This is a genomic window from Bacillus sp. YP1, assembly GCF_000877815.1.
Lineage (GTDB): Bacteria > Bacillota > Bacilli > Bacillales > Bacillaceae > Bacillus > Bacillus subtilis.
Genome location: NZ_CP010014.1, coordinates 3,989,622 through 4,009,137 on the forward strand (window position 1 = coordinate 3,989,622; position 19,516 = coordinate 4,009,137).

Genomic DNA, 19,516 nt, shown 5'->3' on the forward strand with positions numbered 1-19,516 from the left:
AAGGAAGGGAGGTCTATCTCATGAACCGCCTTAAAGAAAAGTACAATAAAGAAATTGCACCTGCTTTAATGACTAAGTTCAACTATGATTCAGTCATGCAAGTGCCTAAAATCGAAAAAATCGTAATCAACATGGGTGTTGGTGACGCTGTTCAAAACGCCAAAGCAATCGACAGTGCTGTTGAGGAATTAACGTTTATCGCAGGTCAAAAACCTGTCGTTACTCGTGCGAAGAAATCAATTGCTGGATTCCGTCTTCGTGAGGGAATGCCTATCGGTGCGAAAGTAACTCTTCGCGGAGAGCGCATGTATGATTTCCTTGATAAACTTATTTCTGTATCTTTACCGCGTGTACGTGACTTCCGCGGGGTTTCTAAAAAATCTTTCGACGGTCGCGGTAACTACACACTTGGTATCAAAGAACAGTTAATCTTCCCTGAAATTGACTACGATAAAGTAACAAAGGTTCGCGGAATGGACATCGTTATCGTAACAACTGCTAATACTGACGAAGAAGCTCGTGAGCTATTAACTCAAGTAGGTATGCCGTTCCAGAAATAATCAATGAAAGGGAGGCGAAATCGTGGCTAAAAAGTCTATGATTGCGAAACAACAACGTACACCAAAGTTTAAAGTACAAGAGTACACACGCTGTGAACGCTGCGGACGTCCGCATTCAGTCATTCGTAAATTTAAACTTTGCCGTATTTGTTTCCGTGAGCTTGCATATAAAGGACAAATTCCTGGCGTGAAAAAAGCCAGCTGGTAATCCCCAAGAAAGGGAAGGAGGTAATTATATAATGGTTATGACAGATCCAATTGCAGATATGCTAACTCGTATTCGCAATGCAAACATGGTACGTCATGAGAAGCTTGAAATTCCTGCTTCTAAATTGAAAAGAGAAATTGCTGAAATTTTAAAGCGTGAAGGTTTCATTCGTGACGTTGAGTTCGTAGAAGACAGCAAACAAGGTATCATCCGCGTTTTCTTGAAATACGGACAAAACAACGAGCGCGTTATCACTGGTCTTAAAAGAATCAGCAAGCCTGGTTTGCGTGTTTATGCTAAATCTAATGAAGTACCTCGCGTACTTAACGGTCTTGGAATCGCGATTATTTCTACATCACAAGGTGTTTTAACGGACAAAGAAGCCCGTGCAAAACAAGCTGGTGGAGAAGTTCTAGCATACGTTTGGTAAGAAGTTTAACATGAATGGAGGTGTTTGGTATGTCTCGTGTAGGTAAGAAGCTACTTGAGATTCCTTCTGATGTTACAGTAACGTTAAATGATAACAACACTGTAGCTGTGAAAGGACCAAAAGGAGAATTAACTCGTACGTTTCACCCTGATATGGAGATTAAAGTAGAGGACAATGTGCTTACAGTCGCTCGTCCTTCTGATCAAAAAGAGCACCGTGCCCTGCATGGTACGACTCGCAGTCTGCTTGGCAACATGGTTGAAGGTGTATCTAAAGGATTTGAAAGAGGTTTGGAATTAGTCGGTGTCGGTTACCGTGCTTCTAAATCCGGAAATAAACTTGTTTTAAACGTTGGATACTCTCATCCTGTTGAGATCGTTCCTGAAGAAGGCATCGAAATCGAAGTTCCTTCTCAAACAAAAGTAGTTGTAAAAGGTACAGACAAAGAACGTGTAGGAGCTATTGCTGCTAACATCCGCGCTGTACGTTCTCCAGAGCCTTACAAAGGTAAAGGAATCCGCTACGAAGGTGAAGTTGTTCGCCGTAAAGAAGGTAAATCTGCTAAGTAAGATCGCTTAAAGTGAAGAAAGGAGTGACCTAGATGATTACGAAAACTAGCAAAAATGCTGCTCGTCTTAAAAGACACGCTCGTGTTCGCGCTAAACTTTCCGGTACTGCTGAAAGACCGCGCCTGAACGTTTTCCGTTCTAACAAGCACATTTACGCTCAAATCATCGATGATGTAAATGGTGTAACACTTGCTAGTGCATCTACTCTCGATAAAGACTTGAACGTTGAAAGCACTGGAGATACTTCTGCTGCTACTAAAGTTGGAGAATTAGTTGCAAAACGCGCTGCTGAAAAAGGCATTTCTGACGTAGTATTTGACCGTGGCGGATACTTATACCATGGACGTGTAAAAGCTTTGGCTGATGCCGCTCGTGAAGCTGGACTTAAATTTTAATAAAAGAAGGAGGGACACATGATTATGCGTCGTATTGACCCAAGCAAATTAGAGTTAGAAGAACGCTTAGTTACGGTTAACCGCGTAGCGAAAGTTGTTAAAGGTGGTCGTCGTTTCCGCTTCGCAGCTCTAGTCGTTGTCGGTGACAAAAACGGACACGTAGGATTCGGTACTGGTAAAGCACAAGAAGTACCAGAAGCGATCCGCAAAGCTGTTGAAGATGCGAAAAAGAATTTGATTGAAGTACCAATGGTTGGAACTACAATTCCACACGAAATCATCGGACGTTTCGGTGCAGGTAACATCTTGTTAAAACCTGCTTCTGAAGGTACTGGAGTTATCGCTGGAGGCCCTGTACGTGCGGTACTTGAGCTAGCTGGTGTAGCTGATATCCTTTCTAAGTCTTTAGGTTCTAACACACCGATCAACATGATTCGTGCAACACTTCAAGGTTTAAGTGAACTTAAACGTGCTGAAGACGTTGCGAAGCTTCGTGGAAAATCTGTAGAAGAACTGTTAGGATAAGGAGGGAACATTAATGGCTAAATTAGAAATTACCCTCAAACGAAGTGTAATCGGTCGCCCGGAAGACCAACGCGTTACTGTAAGAACACTTGGTTTAAAGAAAACAAACCAAACTGTTGTTCATGAAGACAACGCTGCGATCCGTGGTATGATTAATAAAGTATCTCATTTAGTTTCTGTTAAAGAACAATAAAAATATTTGATCGGATAAGGAGGTGTCCTAATGAAACTTCATGAATTAAAACCTTCAGAAGGTTCACGCAAAACGCGTAATCGCGTAGGTCGTGGTATTGGTTCTGGCAACGGTAAAACAGCTGGTAAAGGTCACAAAGGTCAAAACGCTCGTTCTGGCGGCGGTGTACGCCCTGGATTCGAGGGGGGACAAATGCCTTTATTCCAACGTCTTCCTAAACGCGGTTTCACTAACATCAACCGCAAGGAATACGCTGTAGTCAACCTAGACAAATTGAACGGTTTTGCAGAAGGAACGGAAGTCACTCCTGAACTTCTTCTAGAGACTGGTGTTATTAGCAAACTTAATGCAGGAGTAAAGATTCTTGGCAACGGTAAATTAGAGAAAAAATTAACTGTAAAAGCCAATAAATTCTCTGCTTCTGCGAAAGAAGCTGTTGAAGCTGCTGGCGGTACAGCTGAGGTGATCTAACTTGTTTAAAACAATCTCCAACTTTATGCGTGTGAGTGATATCAGGAATAAAATCATATTCACTTTACTCATGCTTATCGTCTTTCGCATAGGTGCGTTTATTCCTGTGCCTTACGTTAACGCTGAAGCGTTACAGGCGCAGTCTCAAATGGGTGTTTTTGATCTCCTTAATACATTCGGCGGCGGTGCGCTTTACCAATTTTCCATTTTCGCAATGGGAATTACTCCTTATATCACGGCTTCGATCATCATTCAGCTGCTTCAGATGGATGTTGTACCGAAGTTTACCGAGTGGTCTAAGCAAGGTGAAGTTGGCCGCCGTAAATTAGCTCAGTTCACAAGGTACTTTACGATTGTGCTTGGTTTCATCCAAGCGTTAGGTATGTCATATGGATTCAACAATCTGGCAAACGGTATGCTGATCGAAAAATCCGGTGTATCGACATATCTTATCATTGCTTTAGTGCTCACTGGCGGAACTGCCTTTTTAATGTGGCTTGGGGAACAAATTACTTCTCATGGAGTAGGCAACGGAATATCGATCATTATCTTCGCGGGGATTGTGTCAAGTATTCCAAAAACAATTGGGCAAATATATGAGACTCAATTTGTCGGCAGCAACGATCAGTTGTTTATTCATATTGTGAAAGTCGCACTTCTTGTGATTGCGATTTTAGCAGTTATTGTTGGAGTTATTTTCATTCAGCAAGCCGTACGGAAAATTGCGATTCAATATGCTAAAGGCACAGGTCGTTCACCTGCTGGCGGAGGTCAGTCTACACACCTTCCATTGAAAGTGAATCCTGCAGGGGTTATTCCGGTAATCTTTGCGGTTGCGTTTTTGATAACGCCGCGGACGATCGCGTCATTCTTTGGAACAAACGATGTGACAAAGTGGATTCAAAACAACTTTGATAATACGCATCCGGTGGGTATGGCGATATATGTTGCGTTGATTATTGCCTTTACGTACTTTTATGCTTTTGTACAGGTAAACCCTGAACAAATGGCTGATAACCTTAAAAAACAGGGTGGCTATATCCCGGGGGTTCGTCCAGGGAAAATGACTCAAGATAGAATTACGAGCATTTTGTATCGACTTACGTTTGTGGGTTCTATATTCTTAGCCGTGATTTCCATTCTTCCTATCTTTTTCATTCAATTCGCTGGATTGCCTCAAAGTGCACAAATTGGCGGAACATCTTTGTTAATTGTTGTCGGGGTAGCCTTGGAGACAATGAAACAACTAGAAAGCCAGTTGGTGAAACGAAACTACCGTGGATTTATGAAAAACTAGAGGAAATGGATTTATCCATTCCCTCTTAATAAAGAGAGGACGGGGGAAATCCGAATGAACTTAGTCTTAATGGGGCTTCCTGGTGCCGGTAAAGGCACACAGGGCGAACGAATTGTTGAGGATTATGGGATTCCTCATATCTCAACAGGAGATATGTTCCGTGCTGCTATGAAAGAAGAAACACCACTCGGACTCGAAGCAAAATCTTATATTGATAAGGGAGAGCTCGTACCTGACGAAGTCACAATCGGAATTGTAAAAGAGAGACTTGGCAAAGATGATTGTGAAAGAGGTTTTCTTCTGGACGGATTTCCGCGAACAGTCGCTCAAGCCGAAGCTCTTGAAGAAATTCTTGAGGAATACGGCAAGCCGATTGATTATGTCATTAACATTGAAGTCGACAAAGACGCTCTTATGGAACGTCTGACTGGACGCAGAATTTGCAGTGTTTGCGGCACAACCTATCATTTAGTCTTTAATCCGCCGAAAACGCCGGGTATTTGTGATAAAGACGGAGGCGAACTCTATCAACGGGCAGATGATAATGAGGAAACAGTCTCTAAACGGCTTGAGGTAAACATGAAGCAAACTCAGCCTTTACTCGATTTCTATTCAGAGAAAGGTTATCTTGCAAACGTGAATGGCCAGCAGGACATTCAAGACGTTTATGCAGATGTGAAGGATCTTCTTGGAGGATTAAAAAAATGATTATCTGTAAAACCCCACGTGAACTTGGTATCATGCGGGAAGCAGGGCGAATCGTGGCTTTAACTCATGAAGAGTTAAAAAAGCACATTAAACCAGGAATCTCGACAAAAGAATTGGATCAAATTGCCGAACGTTTTATTAAGAAGCAGGGTGCAATCCCATCTTTTAAGGGGTATAATGGGTTTCGCGGGAGCATTTGCGTATCAGTTAATGAAGAACTCGTTCACGGCATACCTGGCAGCAGGGTGCTGAAGGACGGTGACATCATCAGTATTGATATCGGTGCTAAATTAAATGGTTATCATGGTGACTCTGCATGGACATATCCGGTAGGAAACATCAGCGATGATGACAAAAAACTTCTGGAAGTGACAGAGGAGTCTTTATATAAAGGCTTGCAGGAAGCAAAACCAGGTGAACGTTTGTCGAATATTTCCCACGCAATACAAACGTATGTCGAAAATGAGCAGTTTTCAGTTGTTAGGGAGTATGTCGGACATGGTGTTGGTCAAGACTTGCATGAGGACCCGCAAATTCCTCATTACGGTCCGCCCAACAAAGGACCACGGCTTAAACCTGGCATGGTTCTCGCTATTGAACCTATGGTGAACGCTGGCAGCCGCTACGTGAAAACATTGGCTGATAACTGGACGGTTGTAACGGTAGATGGGAAAAAGTGTGCTCATTTTGAACATACGATTGCGATTACGGAAACGGGTTTTGATATACTGACGAGAGTCTAGATGATGAAAATAATTCCGAAGACAGATGTTTTTCAAGCTTGATAGGGCAGAAAGCTTGGGTGAACATTGGCAAGACTGAATTCATCTTGCTGCTTGTCGTTGGAATTTTAACCATCATCAATGTACTAACAGCAGACGGAGAAAAGCGTACATTTCATTCTCCTAAGAAAAAGAATATCAATCATTTAACCCTTTATGATTGCGTATCTCCGGAAGTTCAGAACAGTATAAACGAAACAGGGCGTGTGACAAACTTCTTTTGAAATTTGTCAGAAAGCAAGTTACTGATTTGAAGAAGGGAGAACACTTGAATGGCGAAAGACGATGTAATTGAAGTGGAAGGTACTATAGTCGAAACACTGCCAAACGCGATGTTCAAAGTTGAACTTGAAAATGGCCACACTGTTTTGGCTCATGTATCTGGTAAAATCCGCATGCACTTCATTCGCATTTTACCTGGAGACAAAGTTACGGTAGAATTATCTCCATATGACTTAACTCGTGGCAGGATTACGTACCGTTACAAATAAAGCACTCCGGAAACTGAAGGAGGTTGGAAACACATGAAAGTGAGACCATCAGTTAAACCAATCTGCGAAAAATGTAAAGTTATTCGCAGAAAAGGAAAAGTAATGGTGATCTGTGAAAATCCAAAGCATAAACAAAAACAAGGATAATTTATAAGGAGGTGCCCAGAGAATGGCTCGTATTGCTGGTGTAGATATCCCACGTGACAAACGTGTTGTTATTTCTTTAACATACATCTTCGGAATTGGCCGCACAACGGCTCAGCAAGTTTTAAAAGAAGCTGGAGTTTCAGAAGATACTCGTGTGCGCGATCTTACTGAAGAAGAACTTGGTAAAATCCGTGATATTATTGACAAACTGAAAGTAGAAGGTGACCTTCGCCGTGAAGTTTCTCTTAATATCAAACGTCTGATCGAAATCGGAAGCTACCGCGGAATCCGTCATCGCAGAGGATTACCTGTTCGCGGACAAAACTCTAAAAACAATGCGCGTACTCGTAAAGGTCCGCGTCGTACTGTAGCTAACAAGAAAAAATAAGTAAGGGAGGTTCTTAAACAATGGCTGCTGCTCGTAAATCTAACACGCGTAAACGTCGCGTGAAAAAGAATATTGAGTCTGGAATTGCTCATATTCGTTCAACTTTCAATAACACGATCGTTACGATCACTGACACTCATGGTAATGCTATTTCTTGGTCTAGTGCCGGAGCTTTAGGATTCAGAGGTTCTCGTAAATCTACTCCTTTTGCTGCGCAAATGGCTGCAGAAACAGCTGCTAAAGGTTCAATCGAACATGGTCTTAAAACTCTAGAGGTTACTGTTAAAGGACCTGGTTCAGGCCGTGAAGCTGCAATCCGTGCACTTCAAGCTGCTGGACTAGAAGTCACTGCTATCAGAGACGTAACTCCTGTTCCTCATAACGGATGCCGTCCACCAAAACGTCGCCGCGTGTAATTTGTTTGTATAGATTTTGTGTCCCTGTCAATAATGGGTTATGATACAGTTATTTATGAAACGAATGCACCGACTCGTTGCCTGAGCACATACGGGACTAAACAATGGGGAATTTCGGATGGAATCTCATATGATTCTATTCGAGGTTTCGACGTTTTGAAGGAGGGTTTTAAGTAATGATCGAGATTGAAAAACCAAAAATCGAAACGGTTGAAATCAGCGACGATGCCAAATTTGGTAAGTTTGTCGTAGAGCCACTTGAGCGTGGATATGGTACAACTCTGGGTAACTCCTTACGTCGTATCCTCTTATCCTCACTCCCTGGTGCCGCTGTAACATCAATCCAGATAGATGGTGTACTGCACGAATTCTCGACAATTGAAGGCGTTGTGGAAGATGTTACAACGATTATCTTACACATTAAAAAGCTTGCATTGAAAATCTACTCTGATGAAGAGAAGACGCTAGAAATTGATGTACAGGGTGAAGGAACTGTAACGGCAGCTGATATTACACACGATAGTGATGTAGAGATCTTAAATCCTGATCTTCATATCGCGACTCTTGGTGAGAATGCGAGTTTCCGAGTTCGCCTTACTGCTCAAAGAGGACGTGGGTATACGCCTGCTGACGCAAACAAGAGAGACGATCAGCCAATCGGCGTGATTCCGATCGATTCTATCTATACGCCAGTTTCTCGTGTATCTTATCAGGTAGAGAACACTCGTGTAGGCCAAGTTGCAAACTATGATAAACTTACACTTGATGTTTGGACTGATGGAAGCACTGGACCGAAAGAAGCAATTGCGCTTGGTTCAAAGATTTTAACTGAACACCTTAATATATTCGTTGGTTTAACTGACGAAGCTCAACATGCTGAAATCATGGTTGAAAAAGAAGAAGATCAAAAAGAGAAAGTTCTTGAAATGACAATTGAAGAATTGGATCTTTCTGTTCGTTCTTACAACTGCTTAAAGCGTGCGGGTATTAACACGGTTCAAGAGCTTGCGAACAAGACGGAAGAAGATATGATGAAAGTTCGAAATCTAGGACGCAAATCACTTGAAGAAGTGAAAGCGAAACTAGAAGAACTTGGACTCGGACTTCGCAAAGACGATTGACTAGTTTCCCATGTGAACTAGGATTTTCGTGTGTTTATTATTCAGAAACAGCATTCCAATAAAGGAGGGGACATCACATGTCATACAGAAAACTAGGACGTACGAGTGCACAGCGTAAAGCTATGCTTCGTGATCTTACAACTGATTTGATCATCAACGAAAGAATCGAAACAACTGAAACACGTGCGAAAGAACTTCGCTCTGTAGTTGAAAAAATGATCACGCTTGGCAAACGCGGTGATCTTCACGCTCGCCGTCAAGCTGCTGCATACATCCGCAACGAGGTTGCAAACGAAGAAAATAACCAAGATGCACTTCAAAAATTATTCTCTGACATTGCAACTCGTTACGAGGAGCGCCAAGGCGGATACACACGTATTATGAAGCTTGGTCCTCGCCGTGGTGACGGAGCACCAATGGCAATTATCGAATTGGTTTAATCACATATTTTTGTGTATCTAAAGAAGGGCGGGACAGTTTCTAACTGGATCTATGCCCTTTTTTTAGATACTGCAACTTTTAATAGAGAGAAAAGCAGAGCATTAGCTGAGAGGAGGCCGGTTTTCCATGAATCAAAATCAGTTGATATCGGTAGAGGATATCGTATTTCGATATCGGAAGGACGCAGAAAGACGAGCACTAGACGGCGTCTCCCTGCAGGTGTATGAGGGTGAATGGCTTGCAATCGTAGGTCATAACGGTTCAGGGAAATCAACACTGGCCCGGGCATTGAATGGTTTAATTCTTCCTGAATCAGGCGACATTGAGGTTGCCGGGATTCAATTGACAGAGGAATCTGTTTGGGAAGTGCGTAAGAAGATAGGTATGGTCTTTCAAAATCCGGATAACCAATTTGTCGGAACGACTGTTCGCGATGATGTGGCTTTTGGTTTAGAAAACAATGGTGTACCGCGGGAAGAAATGATTGAGAGAGTAGACTGGGCAGTAAAACAGGTGAATATGCAAGATTTTCTCGATCAAGAGCCGCACCATCTCTCCGGAGGCCAAAAGCAGAGAGTTGCGATTGCGGGGGTTATTGCCGCACGTCCTGATATTATTATCTTAGATGAAGCAACATCCATGCTTGATCCGATCGGGCGAGAAGAAGTGCTTGAAACGGTAAGACATTTAAAAGAGCAGGGCATGGCGACTGTCATATCCATTACACATGATCTGGATGAGGCAGCAAAAGCAGACAGGATCATTGTCATGAATGGCGGTAAAAAATATGCTGAAGGGCCGCCTGAAGAGATTTTTAAATTGAATAAAGAACTTGTTCGAATTGGGCTTGATTTACCCTTCTCATTCCAGCTTAGCCAGCTTTTAAGAGAAAATGGACTGGCTTTGGAAGAAAACCATTTGACTCAGGAAGGGCTGGTGAAAGAGCTGTGGACATTACAATCAAAGATGTAGAGCATCGTTATCAGATGAAGACGCCGTTTGAGCGCCTAGCACTGTATGATATCAATGCATCGATTAAAGAAGGAAGCTACGTAGCCGTTATCGGACATACAGGCTCTGGCAAGTCCACTCTTCTTCAGCACCTAAATGGTCTCCTGAAGCCGACGAAGGGACAGATATCACTAGGCAGCACTGTCATTCAGGCAGGGAAAAAGAATAAAGATCTGAAAAAACTTCGTAAAAAAGTCGGAATCGTTTTCCAATTTCCTGAGCATCAATTATTCGAAGAAACAGTTCTTAAAGATATTTCATTCGGACCGATGAACTTTGGTGTTAAAAAAGAAGATGCTGAACAAAAAGCGAGAGAGATGCTGCAGCTTGTAGGTTTATCAGAAGAGCTTTTGGACAGGTCACCCTTTGAATTAAGCGGGGGACAAATGCGCAGAGTTGCAATTGCCGGCGTACTTGCAATGGACCCTGAAGTGCTTGTTCTGGATGAACCGACTGCAGGATTGGACCCAAGAGGGCGAAAAGAGATTATGGACATGTTTTATGAGCTTCATCAACGTGGGAACTTGACGACGATCCTTGTGACACACAGCATGGAGGATGCAGCTGCATACGCTGATGAAATGATTGTTATGCATAAAGGAACGATACAAGCATCAGGCAGTCCGCGTGATCTGTTTTTAAAGGGTGAAGAGATGGCCGGCTGGGGGCTGGATCTTCCTGAAACAATAAAATTCCAAAGACACCTTGAAGCTGTACTGGGTGTGAGATTTAATGAGCCTATGCTCACAATCGAAGATGCCGCTGCTGAAATCCGTGCTCTTTTTCAGGGGGAGAAGACTTTATGATGGACAGCATGATTATCGGCAAGTATGTACCGGGGACTTCACTTGTGCACCGGCTTGACCCCAGAACAAAACTGATCACGATCTTTTTATTTGTCTGCATTGTATTCTTAGCCAATAATGTTCAGACATATGCGTTGCTTGGTTTATTTACAATTGGCGTCGTTTCTTTAACAAGAGTTCCTTTCTCTTTTTTAATGAAAGGGCTGAAGCCAATCATCTGGATTGTCCTTTTTACGTTCCTTCTTCACATCCTTATGACACATGAAGGACCGATTATCTTTCAAATAGGTTTTTTCAAAGTCTATGAGGGCGGTCTGGTTCAGGGGATATTCATTTCTCTTAGATTCGTCTATTTGATTTTAATCACAACCTTATTAACGCTTACGACCACACCGATTGAGATTACCGATGGAATGGAGCAGCTGCTGAACCCATTGAAAAAATTAAAGCTTCCTGTTCATGAGCTGGCTCTTATGATGTCAATTTCTTTACGGTTTATTCCGACACTGATGGAGGAGACAGATAAGATCATGAAGGCTCAGATGGCGCGAGGCGTTGATTTTACAAGCGGGCCTGTCAAAGATAGAGTGAAGGCTATTGTCCCGCTTCTTGTCCCGCTCTTCGTCAGTGCATTTAAACGCGCCGAAGAGCTTGCGGTGGCAATGGAAGCAAGAGGCTATCAAGGCGGAGAAGGACGTACGAAATATAGAAAGCTTGTATGGACAGGAAAAGACACTTCTGTCATTGTCAGCTTAATTGTATTAGCTGCTTTGTTATTTTTCTTAAGGGCTTAGAGGTGCTGTATGAGACTGAAATGCACGATTTCTTATGACGGACATTTGTTTAACGGTTATCAGGTTCAGCCGGGCAAAAGAACGGTTCAGGATGAACTGGAGAAGGCTTTGGCTGTCCTGCATAAGTCAAAAGACAGAATTCCGGTCGTTTCGTCTGGAAGAACAGACAGCGGGGTTCACGCAGCCGGACAGGTGATTCATTTTGACACTCCGCTGTCTATCCCGGCTGAGAGATGGCCATATGCCTTAAATGCACTGCTTCCGGACGATATCGCAGTCAAACAGGCAGAAATTGCGGATGATGGGTTCCATGCACGATTTAGCGCAGTCAAAAAAGAATATCGCTACTTTGTATACACGGAGAAACACCCGGACGTATTTAAACGGCATTACGCTTACCATTTTTCATATCGCCTTAATGTGCAGGACATGAGAGAAGCGGCAAAGCATCTTATAGGGACACATGATTTTACGAGCTTTTGCGCGGCTAAAACAGAAGTGCAGGACAAGGTAAGAACGATATACGAACTTGATTGGACTGAGACGGCTGACGGCCTGCAAATGCGGATCACAGGCAGCGGTTTCTTATATAATATGGTCAGAATTATTGCGGGTACTTTGCTTGATGTAGGTATTGGAAAAATTTCTTCCGATAAGGTGAAATCCATGCTGGAAGCGAAGGATCGCGAAGCGGCAGGGCGCACAGCGCCGGGGCACGGGCTATATTTATGGAACGTTTACTATGACAACTAAACCAGGTGTATAATATTTTCTTGACAGAGTCTGCATAAAGTTATAAGATATCATATGGTATGTATTTCAACCCCACGATAAGCCCCGGAACTTATTGTGTTGTGAAATAGAACGTAATCGAAGTTTATTGAAAATGACAGATCATTTAGGAGGGAAATTCAATGCGTACAACACCTATGGCTAACGCAAGTACTATTGAACGCAAGTGGTTAGTTGTTGATGCTGCTGGCAAGACTTTAGGTCGTCTTTCTTCAGAAGTTGCAGCTATCCTTCGCGGAAAACACAAACCAACTTACACACCACACGTTGATACTGGAGATCATGTGATCATCATCAACGCTGAAAAAATCGAGTTAACTGGTAAAAAGTTAACTGACAAAATCTACTACCGTCACACTCAACATCCAGGCGGATTAAAATCAAGAACTGCTCTTGAAATGCGTACAAACTACCCTGAGAAAATGCTTGAGCTTGCTATCAAAGGCATGCTTCCAAAAGGTTCTCTAGGTCGTCAAATGTTCAAAAAATTGAACGTATACCGTGGTTCTGAGCATCCACACGAAGCACAAAAACCTGAAGTTTACGAACTTCGCGGTTAATTAAAAAGGAGGTTACCAATTTGGCACAGGTTCAATATTACGGTACTGGCCGTCGTAAAAGCTCTGTAGCGCGTGTGCGTTTAGTTCCAGGAGAAGGCCGTATCGTCGTTAATAATCGTGAAATCAGCGAACATATCCCATCTGCAGCTTTAATCGAAGATATCAAACAACCATTAACTTTGACTGAAACAGCTGGCACTTATGATGTTTTAGTAAACGTACATGGAGGCGGCTTATCTGGTCAAGCTGGAGCAATCCGTCACGGTATCGCTCGTGCTTTGCTTGAAGCAGATCCAGAATACCGTACAACTCTTAAACGTGCAGGTCTTCTGACTCGTGACGCTCGTATGAAAGAACGTAAAAAATACGGTCTTAAAGGCGCTCGTCGTGCACCTCAGTTCTCAAAACGTTAATTTTACGTTTTCAAAAAGCTCTCGACCTTGGGTTGGGAGCTTTTTTCTTTCAATAAAACGTGGCAGCCTCGCATAAAAATAACAACTGAATGGACGCTTGGCGGGGTTAAGCAAATTGTTTGTTTATAAACGGTCTCTTTGTAATAATCATGATAGCTTTCATTCTTATTCAATTGGAAGTTCGGTCAATGTTTATTATCGTTATGTGCTCAGCCCAGCTTCATCTAACCACTGTATCTCATCCGTTAAAGTTCACTGCTGATTCTTAACCCGGAGAAACAATAGCTCTCATTGCTAATGGCTTTATGTAACGAAGTAAAAGTAAATCTGATGATATAAATCACATATCTCCTTTGTGATTTTTTTGCGTTTTTATGAACTTTTTTCTAAATATGCAAAGGGAAAGCGATATCAATCTAGAAATATTTGTTATACTCTATACATTAAAGTAAGGAGAAGATTCATGAATGCGTTAGTAGCTCATAATAGCAAAGCCTGGGATAAAAAAGTAGAAACAGGCAATGAATGGACTGTTGCTGTTGAACAGCAGGTTATCGAACAAGCAAAAAAAGGCAATTGGGATATAAGGGTAACACCAATGAAAGATGTACCGAAGGATTGGTTTCCGCCTATCAAAGGTCTGAAAGTACTCTGTTTAGCATCAGGCGGCGGCCAGCAGGGTCCAGTTTTGGCAGCCGCAGGCGCGGATGTCACCGTATTAGATAACTCAGAAAAACAGCTGAATCAGGATAAAATGATTGCTGAGCGAGATGGTCTCACGATACACACTGTCAAAGGAAGCATGGACGATTTAAGTGTATTTAATGATGAATCATTTGATGTCATTGTACATCCTGTTGCCAATGTTTTTGTTGAGAATGTCCTCCCGGTATGGAAGGAAGCGTACCGTGTGTTGAAAAGGAACGGCATTCTAATCTCGGGTTTTGTCAATCCTGTTGTATTTCTGTTTGATACAGAATTAGAACAGCAAGGTGTTTTAAAAGTAAAACACTCCATTCCATACGCTGACCCAGAAGATCTTCCGAAACATAAAGTGAAAAAACTGATCGAAAATAATGAGGCTCTGGAATTCGGCCATTCCTTAGAAGACCAAATCAAAGGCCAGATTGATGCCGGTTTTATCGTTACTGGTTTTTATGAAGATAAAGGCGGGTTTGTATTAGACCAATATATCCATACATATTCTGCAACAAGAAGCGTGAAAGTATGAAAAGCAGCGACCTGTTAGAGGGGCTGCTTTTTTCATAACCAATTACAGAACGTTTGTTCCGCACCCTGCGGAAAGCTGATTTTTTATCGATTTTACACCTTCATTTGGGCGAATTTCCAACCGAATTCGGGCATTGTTTCATCATCCAAACCTCAAAATAATCGGTAAAAGGAGAGTGAATTTATATGGCAGAAGTACTGTCTTTTATGGATGTGAAACGCCAAAAGGATTTTGAATTAGAAAAGAACTTGCTCAAAGAACTCTCTCTGAGACAAATTATCCAGTCTGTTAAGGATTGTTTGGAACCATTGTTTCCATTTTTACATGATGAGCGAGATATTATTACCGAAGGCTGTATTGATTTTGCTATAGAAGCCTATTTGTTAGGCGGGCGTTTTGGGATATTCGGCTATTACGGAGAATCCATGCAGAGTATCAGTGCACGCTCTGCAAGAGAAGAAGAAGAGCTTCGTATGGAGTTTTTTGATTATCTCTATAATTGGATACACGAGCAATACGCAACATTTGATAAAAACACGGTTTATGAAGCGGCACGCAAGTTCATTAAAGATTGGTGGACAGCGGGGTTTGTTCAAAGAGAAAAACAGTGTAAGCTTCGCATGCGGTAATCATATTTCCCGGCCCTGTCCCATAGTTATGTAATAACGGACAAGCGGGAGGGGAAGGGATGAGGAAAAAGCTTAAATGGCTCAGTTTTTTGCTAGGCTTCATCGTATTACTATTTCTGTTCAAATATCAGTTCAGCAATAACGACTCTTGGAAGCCGTGGAGCCTGCCCTTGAGCGGTAAAATCATTTATCTAGATCCAGGTCATGGCGGGCCTGACGGCGGAGCAGTCGGCGGAAAGCTGTTAGAGAAGGATGTTACCCTGGAAGTGGCCTTTAGAGTCAGGGATTATCTTCAAGAACAAGGAGCGCTTGTTATCATGACCAGAGAAAGTGATACTGATCTCGCTCCAGAAGGAACAAAAGGCTATAGTCGACGAAAAGCTGAGGATCTAAGACAACGAGTCAAATTAATAAACCATTCAGAGGCGGAGCTCTATATCAGCATTCATCTTAATGCGATTCCGTCACAAAAATGGAGCGGAGCCCAAAGCTTTTATTACGGGAAATATGCGGAAAATGAGAAAGTCGCAAAATACATCCAGGATGAGCTGAGAAGAAATCTGGAAAACACAACCCGGAAAGCAAAGCGGATTCATGGTATCTACTTAATGCAAAACGTCACCAAACCGGGGGCGCTTATAGAAGTCGGATTTTTATCCAATCCAAACGAAGCAACGCTACTCGGTAAACCGAAATATCAAGACAAGGTGGCATCTTCCATATATAAAGGCATTTTGCGATATTTCACAGAAAAAGGAGACCCTCCGGAGTAATGGAGGGTTTTCTTGTGGTTCTAAGCATAAGACACCCGCCATTTATGTATGATATAATAATAATTGTAAACGAATACACAAAAGGGTGAGGTTCGATGATAAGAGAAGATGAAGTAAGAAAACTAGTCGGAGAAATGCGCGAACCTTTTCTTCAAAGACCTCTGGGAGAATTGGATGCCGTTAAGGAAATTAAAATAAAGCCTGAAAAACGGCATATCAGTGTAAAAGTCGCTCTTGCAAAAACAGGAACTGCAGAACAAATGCAGATTCAGCAAGAGATCGTAAACGTATTAAAAGGGGCAGGAGCTGAGACAGTCGGCCTTCGATTTGAAGAGCTGCCTGAAGAAACGGTTGCTAAATTCCGGGCGCCGTCAGCTGAGAAAAAAACATTATTAAATATGGATAACCCGCCAGTCTTTCTTGCTGTAGCAAGTGGAAAAGGCGGCGTAGGCAAGTCAACTGTGTCAGTAAACCTAGCTATTTCTCTGGCTCGTCTAGGGAAAAAGGTTGGTTTAATTGATGCGGATATTTATGGGTTCAGTGTGCCGGACATGATGGGTATCACTGTGCGTCCAACAATTGAAGGAGAGAAACTTCTTCCTGTTGAACGCTTTGGAGTAAAGGTCATGTCAATGGGCTTTTTCGTAGAAGAAAATGCCCCGGTCGTATGGAGAGGGCCGATGCTCGGCAAAATGCTGAATAATTTTTTCCATGAAGTAGAGTGGGGAGAAGTAGACTATATCGTTCTTGATCTTCCGCCTGGTACAGGGGACGTTGCTCTCGATGTACATACAATGCTTCCGAGCTGCAAAGAAATTATCGTATCTACGCCACATCCGACAGCTGCTTTTGTCGCGGCCAGAGCGGGCTCTATGGCGATTAAAACCGATCATGAGGTCGTGGGTGTCATAGAGAACATGGCTTATTATGAAAGTGCAAAGACAGGGGAAAGAGAATATGTGTTTGGAAAAGGCGGAGGAGATAAACTGGCTGAAGAACTAAACGTGCCTTTGCTCGGCAGAATCCCATTGAAACAGCCCGATTGGGATAAGGACCAATTTGCTCCGTCTGTTTATGACGAAAATCATCCAATCGGAGAAATATATCAGGACATCGCAAAAAAAATAGATGCAAAAATGTCAGTGCAGGTATAAAAGGTGAACCGGGATTCCAGATCCCGGCTTTCCCTTTATTCACTTTCTTTTGCTGTGTCTTTTGCTGCTTTTTTCAGCTCATCTTCGAACTGCTTTTTGTAAAGCGGACTAGAAAGTGTTTCGTTAATAACCTCTTCTAAATAACTGCGGAATTCTTGGCTTTTTGCCAGCTGGCTGTACTTTTTATCCATGCCGGGATCCTGCATAACGCTCATCAGCATCTTCTGGTAATCTGGATCCTTCATCAGCTTTTTAATCACTTTTTCATGCTCTGTTTGAAGAGTTTTGGCAAATCCCTCAGCAAAATCAGTGTCTTCAAAGATGTTTTTCCAAAATTCTTCACCTTTTTTTGATGTGAGTGTTTTTTCTATTGTTCCTTTAATTGCATCTTGGTCAATTACCAGCGCTTCATTCATGGCATCATCATTTAATAATTCCTTAATAGCTTTCTTTCCATCATCAGTTTTTAATATATCAACAACCATTTTTTTGGTCTGATCATAGTCCATATCCGCTGCTTGGTCTTTTGGAGCGCAAGCTGTTACAGATAATAACAAAAAACAGCTCATCAATAGCGTTTTGGCTTTTGACATGCTTAAGCTCCTTTCACATACTTGTCTTACCTTTAATATGATTCATCTGTTTGGAATTATACATAACAAAATATCGCTGTTCGCGATTTTTGAGGGGATGAATAAAGAAATGAAAAGCCGTGGTTTAGTTCGTTTTTTCTTTTCTATTTTAGCTGTCGGGGCGCTTATCACGAGTATTGTGGGTTTTGCTTTAAAGTGGGGAGAATATAGAGGGCTGTTTCTAACATTTGAAGCGGGACAGATTTTCTCTGTTTTATTTTGGTTTATCGGTGTAGGCATGATTTTCAGTGTGATCAGCCAAATGGGTTTTTTCGTGTTTTTAACAGTTCATCGGTTTGCGCTTGAGATATTAAGGTCCTCCTCTTTGTGGAATTTGCTGCAGTTGTTTTTCATCCTGTTTGTTGCTTTTGATTTAATGTACGTGCGTTTTTTATTTTTTGGAGAGAGCGGAGAATCGCTGGCTGGCTATGCGTGGTTACCGGTGTTTTTATTGATCTTTGGAGTGATTACAGCTTATATAAAGCAAAAGCAGTCCTCTAAGAAAACATTTGTGTCATCGTTATTTTTGATGGTTGTGATTACCGCATTAGAATGGTTCCCTGCATTAAGAGTAAATGATGAGGACTGGCTTTATTTAATGCTTTTTCCGTTAATGGCATGTAATGCCTTCCAATTGCTGATGCTGCCGAAGTTTGCAGCAAAGTAATTACTTTACCTCTGCGGATTTGGCATCAGAATTTGCGATGAGATCACCCACGGTTACATTTTTTAATCCTTTTTCTTTCAGCTGATGGATGATATCAGGCAATGCTTCTTCTGTTTGTTTTGCCGAATCGGAGGCATGTAAAAGAATAATGTCTCCACCGGAAACTTGCTTGGTCACATTGTCGATGATTTTTTCAACTCCGGGATTTGTCCAGTCTTGAGAGTTCACACTGTAATGAACGACTGTATAATTGTATTGCTTTGCGACCTTTAGAACATTCTTATTGAATTGGCCGGTAGGGGGTCTTAATAGCTGTATGTCTTTGACCCCTAACTTTTCAAAGGCTGTTTGCGCACGGTTTATGTCCTTTTTTATTTCGCTGCTCTCTAAATTGGCATAGTTTTTATAAGCGTAGCCCATGCTCCCAATTTGATGTCCATCCTTTACGATACGGGCCACTGTGTCGGGATGGCGTTCTGCCCAAGAAGCGGACAGGAAAAACGTTGCGTTTTTAATCCCGTGTGCTTTCAGAGTATTAAGTATCGGTTCTGCTCTCTCATCACCCCAGCTGATATCGAAAGTAAGTGAAATATCTTTAGAGTCTGTTTCTCCTTTATAAATAGCTTTAGGTCCGGTGTCAGTTGAAAACACGGGAAGCGGGACAGCTCTTTGGATATAAAAAAAGCTGGCAGCTGCAAATGCGGCGATAAGTATAATAATTAATTGTTTTACCCGTTTAATGTGCCACACATAGAAGTGATTCACTGATGATGCCTCCTTATCTTGTCCATCATTCTTGTTTTACATCTTATGAGCATGGACAATTGAATATAACCGATAAAATGTCTCTTCACATACAGCCTAAATTGGGTGTTGACCTTTTGATAATATCCGTGATATATTATTATTCGT

The 19,516-nt window shown here is 42.1% G+C and carries 30 protein-coding genes and 1 pseudogene; 29 read left to right on the plus strand and 2 right to left on the minus strand.

Annotation, left to right across the window (positions count from 1 at the left end):
* Positions 1 to 20 precede the first annotated feature (20 nt).
* The 28 genes and pseudogenes from rplE to salA all read left to right on the plus strand — a co-directional run bounded on the left by rplE (position 21) and on the right by salA (position 17,305).
* Positions 21 to 560: a 50S ribosomal protein L5 gene (rplE, locus tag QF06_RS19710; RefSeq protein ID WP_003225809.1), complete on the plus strand. Its 540-nt coding sequence runs from the start codon at positions 21 to 23 to the stop codon at positions 558 to 560.
* A 22-nt stretch (positions 561 to 582) separates the two neighbouring features.
* On the plus strand, positions 583 to 768 hold the full coding sequence (gene rpsN, locus QF06_RS19715; RefSeq protein WP_003156488.1) for a 30S ribosomal protein S14: 186 nt from the start codon (positions 583 to 585) through the stop codon (positions 766 to 768).
* 31 nt (positions 769 to 799) lie between these two features.
* On the plus strand, positions 800 to 1,198 hold the full coding sequence (gene rpsH / locus QF06_RS19720; RefSeq protein ID WP_003241998.1) for a 30S ribosomal protein S8: 399 nt from the start codon (positions 800 to 802) through the stop codon (positions 1,196 to 1,198).
* A gap of 29 nt (positions 1,199 to 1,227) precedes the next feature.
* On the plus strand, positions 1,228 to 1,767 hold the full coding sequence (gene rplF / locus QF06_RS19725; RefSeq protein ID WP_004399690.1) for a 50S ribosomal protein L6: 540 nt from the start codon (positions 1,228 to 1,230) through the stop codon (positions 1,765 to 1,767).
* Positions 1,768 to 1,799: 32 nt separating this feature from the next.
* Complete coding sequence (gene rplR, locus QF06_RS19730) at positions 1,800 to 2,162, plus strand: 50S ribosomal protein L18 (RefSeq protein WP_003225816.1); 363 nt, start codon at positions 1,800 to 1,802, stop codon at positions 2,160 to 2,162.
* 24 nt (positions 2,163 to 2,186) lie between these two features.
* Positions 2,187 to 2,687: a 30S ribosomal protein S5 gene (gene rpsE, locus QF06_RS19735; RefSeq protein WP_003328273.1), complete on the plus strand. Its 501-nt coding sequence runs from the start codon at positions 2,187 to 2,189 to the stop codon at positions 2,685 to 2,687.
* A 13-nt stretch (positions 2,688 to 2,700) separates the two neighbouring features.
* Positions 2,701 to 2,880, plus strand: coding sequence for a 50S ribosomal protein L30 (rpmD, locus tag QF06_RS19740; RefSeq protein WP_003156497.1), 180 nt, complete (start codon positions 2,701 to 2,703; stop codon positions 2,878 to 2,880).
* 30 nt (positions 2,881 to 2,910) lie between these two features.
* Positions 2,911 to 3,351, plus strand: a complete 441-nt coding sequence (gene rplO, locus QF06_RS19745) for a 50S ribosomal protein L15 (protein WP_003225819.1) — start codon at positions 2,911 to 2,913, stop codon at positions 3,349 to 3,351.
* 1 nt (position 3,352) lies between these two features.
* Positions 3,353 to 4,648, plus strand: coding sequence for a preprotein translocase subunit SecY (gene secY, locus QF06_RS19750; protein ID WP_004399662.1), 1,296 nt, complete (start codon positions 3,353 to 3,355; stop codon positions 4,646 to 4,648).
* Positions 4,649 to 4,702: 54 nt separating this feature from the next.
* Positions 4,703 to 5,356, plus strand: coding sequence for an adenylate kinase (locus tag QF06_RS19755; protein WP_003241987.1), 654 nt, complete (start codon positions 4,703 to 4,705; stop codon positions 5,354 to 5,356).
* A complete protein-coding gene (gene map / locus QF06_RS19760) occupies positions 5,353 to 6,099 on the plus strand; it encodes a type I methionyl aminopeptidase (protein ID WP_003225828.1) in 747 nt (248 codons plus the stop codon). Before QF06_RS19755 ends, map begins: the two co-directional genes overlap by 4 nt.
* A 65-nt stretch (positions 6,100 to 6,164) precedes the next feature.
* Positions 6,165 to 6,433, plus strand: a pseudogene (locus QF06_RS19765) (ribosome-binding protein ybzG).
* Positions 6,411 to 6,629 (plus strand): translation initiation factor IF-1, encoded by a 219-nt coding sequence (gene infA / locus QF06_RS19770; protein WP_003156508.1) that lies wholly within the window; start codon positions 6,411 to 6,413, stop codon positions 6,627 to 6,629. Before QF06_RS19765 ends, infA begins: the two are co-directional and overlap by 23 nt.
* 33 nt (positions 6,630 to 6,662) lie before the next feature.
* Entirely contained in the window at positions 6,663 to 6,776 is a 114-nt protein-coding gene (gene rpmJ, locus QF06_RS19775; RefSeq protein ID WP_003156543.1) for a 50S ribosomal protein L36, read from the plus strand.
* Between the two features lie 22 nt (positions 6,777 to 6,798).
* Positions 6,799 to 7,164, plus strand: coding sequence for a 30S ribosomal protein S13 (gene rpsM / locus QF06_RS19780; RefSeq protein ID WP_003235095.1), 366 nt, complete (start codon positions 6,799 to 6,801; stop codon positions 7,162 to 7,164).
* 20 nt (positions 7,165 to 7,184) lie between these two features.
* Entirely contained in the window at positions 7,185 to 7,580 is a 396-nt protein-coding gene (gene rpsK / locus QF06_RS19785) for a 30S ribosomal protein S11 (protein WP_009966385.1), read from the plus strand.
* Positions 7,581 to 7,756: 176 nt separating this feature from the next.
* Positions 7,757 to 8,701: a DNA-directed RNA polymerase subunit alpha gene (locus QF06_RS19790; RefSeq protein WP_003225835.1), complete on the plus strand. Its 945-nt coding sequence runs from the start codon at positions 7,757 to 7,759 to the stop codon at positions 8,699 to 8,701.
* A gap of 77 nt (positions 8,702 to 8,778) precedes the next feature.
* The gene (rplQ, locus tag QF06_RS19795) at positions 8,779 to 9,141 is read left to right on the plus strand and encodes a 50S ribosomal protein L17 (RefSeq protein WP_003225836.1); all 363 of its coding nucleotides are present in this window, start codon (positions 8,779 to 8,781) and stop codon (positions 9,139 to 9,141) included.
* Between the two features lie 127 nt (positions 9,142 to 9,268).
* Complete coding sequence (locus tag QF06_RS19800; RefSeq protein WP_014478629.1) at positions 9,269 to 10,114, plus strand: energy-coupling factor ABC transporter ATP-binding protein; 846 nt, start codon at positions 9,269 to 9,271, stop codon at positions 10,112 to 10,114.
* On the plus strand, positions 10,090 to 10,959 hold the full coding sequence (locus QF06_RS19805; RefSeq protein ID WP_031600082.1) for an energy-coupling factor ABC transporter ATP-binding protein: 870 nt from the start codon (positions 10,090 to 10,092) through the stop codon (positions 10,957 to 10,959). The genes QF06_RS19800 and QF06_RS19805 overlap by 25 nt, the downstream gene beginning before the upstream one ends.
* Complete coding sequence (locus QF06_RS19810; RefSeq protein ID WP_029317183.1) at positions 10,956 to 11,753, plus strand: energy-coupling factor transporter transmembrane component T family protein; 798 nt, start codon at positions 10,956 to 10,958, stop codon at positions 11,751 to 11,753. Before QF06_RS19805 ends, QF06_RS19810 begins: the two co-directional genes overlap by 4 nt.
* A 9-nt stretch (positions 11,754 to 11,762) precedes the next feature.
* A complete protein-coding gene (gene truA / locus QF06_RS19815) occupies positions 11,763 to 12,506 on the plus strand; it encodes a tRNA pseudouridine(38-40) synthase TruA (protein WP_041850240.1) in 744 nt (247 codons plus the stop codon).
* Positions 12,507 to 12,667: 161 nt separating this feature from the next.
* Positions 12,668 to 13,105: a 50S ribosomal protein L13 gene (rplM, locus tag QF06_RS19820; RefSeq protein WP_003241966.1), complete on the plus strand. Its 438-nt coding sequence runs from the start codon at positions 12,668 to 12,670 to the stop codon at positions 13,103 to 13,105.
* A gap of 20 nt (positions 13,106 to 13,125) precedes the next feature.
* A complete protein-coding gene (gene rpsI, locus QF06_RS19825; protein ID WP_004399691.1) occupies positions 13,126 to 13,518 on the plus strand; it encodes a 30S ribosomal protein S9 in 393 nt (130 codons plus the stop codon).
* 463 nt (positions 13,519 to 13,981) lie between these two features.
* The gene (locus tag QF06_RS19830; protein WP_003235115.1) at positions 13,982 to 14,749 is read left to right on the plus strand and encodes a class I SAM-dependent methyltransferase; all 768 of its coding nucleotides are present in this window, start codon (positions 13,982 to 13,984) and stop codon (positions 14,747 to 14,749) included.
* Positions 14,750 to 14,934: 185 nt separating this feature from the next.
* A complete protein-coding gene (locus QF06_RS19835; RefSeq protein WP_003235118.1) occupies positions 14,935 to 15,378 on the plus strand; it encodes a YbaK family protein in 444 nt (147 codons plus the stop codon).
* Between the two features lie 59 nt (positions 15,379 to 15,437).
* The gene (gene cwlD / locus QF06_RS19840; RefSeq protein WP_015252979.1) at positions 15,438 to 16,151 is read left to right on the plus strand and encodes an N-acetylmuramoyl-L-alanine amidase CwlD; all 714 of its coding nucleotides are present in this window, start codon (positions 15,438 to 15,440) and stop codon (positions 16,149 to 16,151) included.
* 95 nt (positions 16,152 to 16,246) lie between these two features.
* Positions 16,247 to 17,305 (plus strand): iron-sulfur carrier protein/transcriptional regulator SalA, encoded by a 1,059-nt coding sequence (salA, locus tag QF06_RS19845; protein ID WP_003235124.1) that lies wholly within the window; start codon positions 16,247 to 16,249, stop codon positions 17,303 to 17,305.
* A 35-nt stretch (positions 17,306 to 17,340) separates the two neighbouring features.
* Here salA and gerD read toward each other — a convergent pair whose 3' ends face one another.
* A complete protein-coding gene (gene gerD, locus QF06_RS19850) occupies positions 17,341 to 17,898 on the minus strand; it encodes a spore germination lipoprotein GerD (RefSeq protein ID WP_003235126.1) in 558 nt (185 codons plus the stop codon).
* 109 nt (positions 17,899 to 18,007) lie between these two features.
* Here gerD and kbaA point away from each other — a divergent pair, with 109 nt between their 5' ends.
* Positions 18,008 to 18,604, plus strand: coding sequence for a KinB-signaling pathway activation protein (kbaA, locus tag QF06_RS19855; RefSeq protein WP_004399693.1), 597 nt, complete (start codon positions 18,008 to 18,010; stop codon positions 18,602 to 18,604).
* On the opposite strand, the gene pdaB is transcribed toward kbaA, so the two are convergent.
* The gene (gene pdaB / locus QF06_RS19860) at positions 18,605 to 19,369 is read right to left on the minus strand and encodes a polysaccharide deacetylase family sporulation protein PdaB (protein WP_041850237.1); all 765 of its coding nucleotides are present in this window, start codon (positions 19,367 to 19,369) and stop codon (positions 18,605 to 18,607) included.
* Positions 19,370 to 19,516 lie beyond the last annotated feature (147 nt).

Coding starts and splice junctions, on each gene's coding strand:
- rplE (WP_003225809.1), top strand. CDS start 21: ATGAACCGCCTTAAAGAAAAGTACAATAAAGAAATTGCACCTGCTTTA.
- rpsH (WP_003241998.1), top strand. CDS start 800: ATGGTTATGACAGATCCAATTGCAGATATGCTAACTCGTATTCGCAAT.
- rplF (WP_004399690.1), top strand. CDS start 1,228: ATGTCTCGTGTAGGTAAGAAGCTACTTGAGATTCCTTCTGATGTTACA.
- rplR (WP_003225816.1), top strand. CDS start 1,800: ATGATTACGAAAACTAGCAAAAATGCTGCTCGTCTTAAAAGACACGCT.
- rpsE (WP_003328273.1), top strand. CDS start 2,187: ATGCGTCGTATTGACCCAAGCAAATTAGAGTTAGAAGAACGCTTAGTT.
- rpmD (WP_003156497.1), top strand. CDS start 2,701: ATGGCTAAATTAGAAATTACCCTCAAACGAAGTGTAATCGGTCGCCCG.
- rplO (WP_003225819.1), top strand. CDS start 2,911: ATGAAACTTCATGAATTAAAACCTTCAGAAGGTTCACGCAAAACGCGT.
- QF06_RS19755 (WP_003241987.1), top strand. CDS start 4,703: ATGAACTTAGTCTTAATGGGGCTTCCTGGTGCCGGTAAAGGCACACAG.
- map (WP_003225828.1), top strand. CDS start 5,353: ATGATTATCTGTAAAACCCCACGTGAACTTGGTATCATGCGGGAAGCA.
- infA (WP_003156508.1), top strand. CDS start 6,411: ATGGCGAAAGACGATGTAATTGAAGTGGAAGGTACTATAGTCGAAACA.
- rpmJ (WP_003156543.1), top strand. CDS start 6,663: ATGAAAGTGAGACCATCAGTTAAACCAATCTGCGAAAAATGTAAAGTT.
- rpsM (WP_003235095.1), top strand. CDS start 6,799: ATGGCTCGTATTGCTGGTGTAGATATCCCACGTGACAAACGTGTTGTT.
- rpsK (WP_009966385.1), top strand. CDS start 7,185: ATGGCTGCTGCTCGTAAATCTAACACGCGTAAACGTCGCGTGAAAAAG.
- QF06_RS19790 (WP_003225835.1), top strand. CDS start 7,757: ATGATCGAGATTGAAAAACCAAAAATCGAAACGGTTGAAATCAGCGAC.
- rplQ (WP_003225836.1), top strand. CDS start 8,779: ATGTCATACAGAAAACTAGGACGTACGAGTGCACAGCGTAAAGCTATG.
- QF06_RS19800 (WP_014478629.1), top strand. CDS start 9,269: ATGAATCAAAATCAGTTGATATCGGTAGAGGATATCGTATTTCGATAT.
- QF06_RS19810 (WP_029317183.1), top strand. CDS start 10,956: ATGATGGACAGCATGATTATCGGCAAGTATGTACCGGGGACTTCACTT.
- truA (WP_041850240.1), top strand. CDS start 11,763: ATGAGACTGAAATGCACGATTTCTTATGACGGACATTTGTTTAACGGT.
- rplM (WP_003241966.1), top strand. CDS start 12,668: ATGCGTACAACACCTATGGCTAACGCAAGTACTATTGAACGCAAGTGG.
- QF06_RS19830 (WP_003235115.1), top strand. CDS start 13,982: ATGAATGCGTTAGTAGCTCATAATAGCAAAGCCTGGGATAAAAAAGTA.
- QF06_RS19835 (WP_003235118.1), top strand. CDS start 14,935: ATGGCAGAAGTACTGTCTTTTATGGATGTGAAACGCCAAAAGGATTTT.
- cwlD (WP_015252979.1), top strand. CDS start 15,438: ATGAGGAAAAAGCTTAAATGGCTCAGTTTTTTGCTAGGCTTCATCGTA.
- salA (WP_003235124.1), top strand. CDS start 16,247: ATGATAAGAGAAGATGAAGTAAGAAAACTAGTCGGAGAAATGCGCGAA.
- gerD (WP_003235126.1), bottom strand. CDS start 17,898: ATGTCAAAAGCCAAAACGCTATTGATGAGCTGTTTTTTGTTATTATCT.
- kbaA (WP_004399693.1), top strand. CDS start 18,008: ATGAAAAGCCGTGGTTTAGTTCGTTTTTTCTTTTCTATTTTAGCTGTC.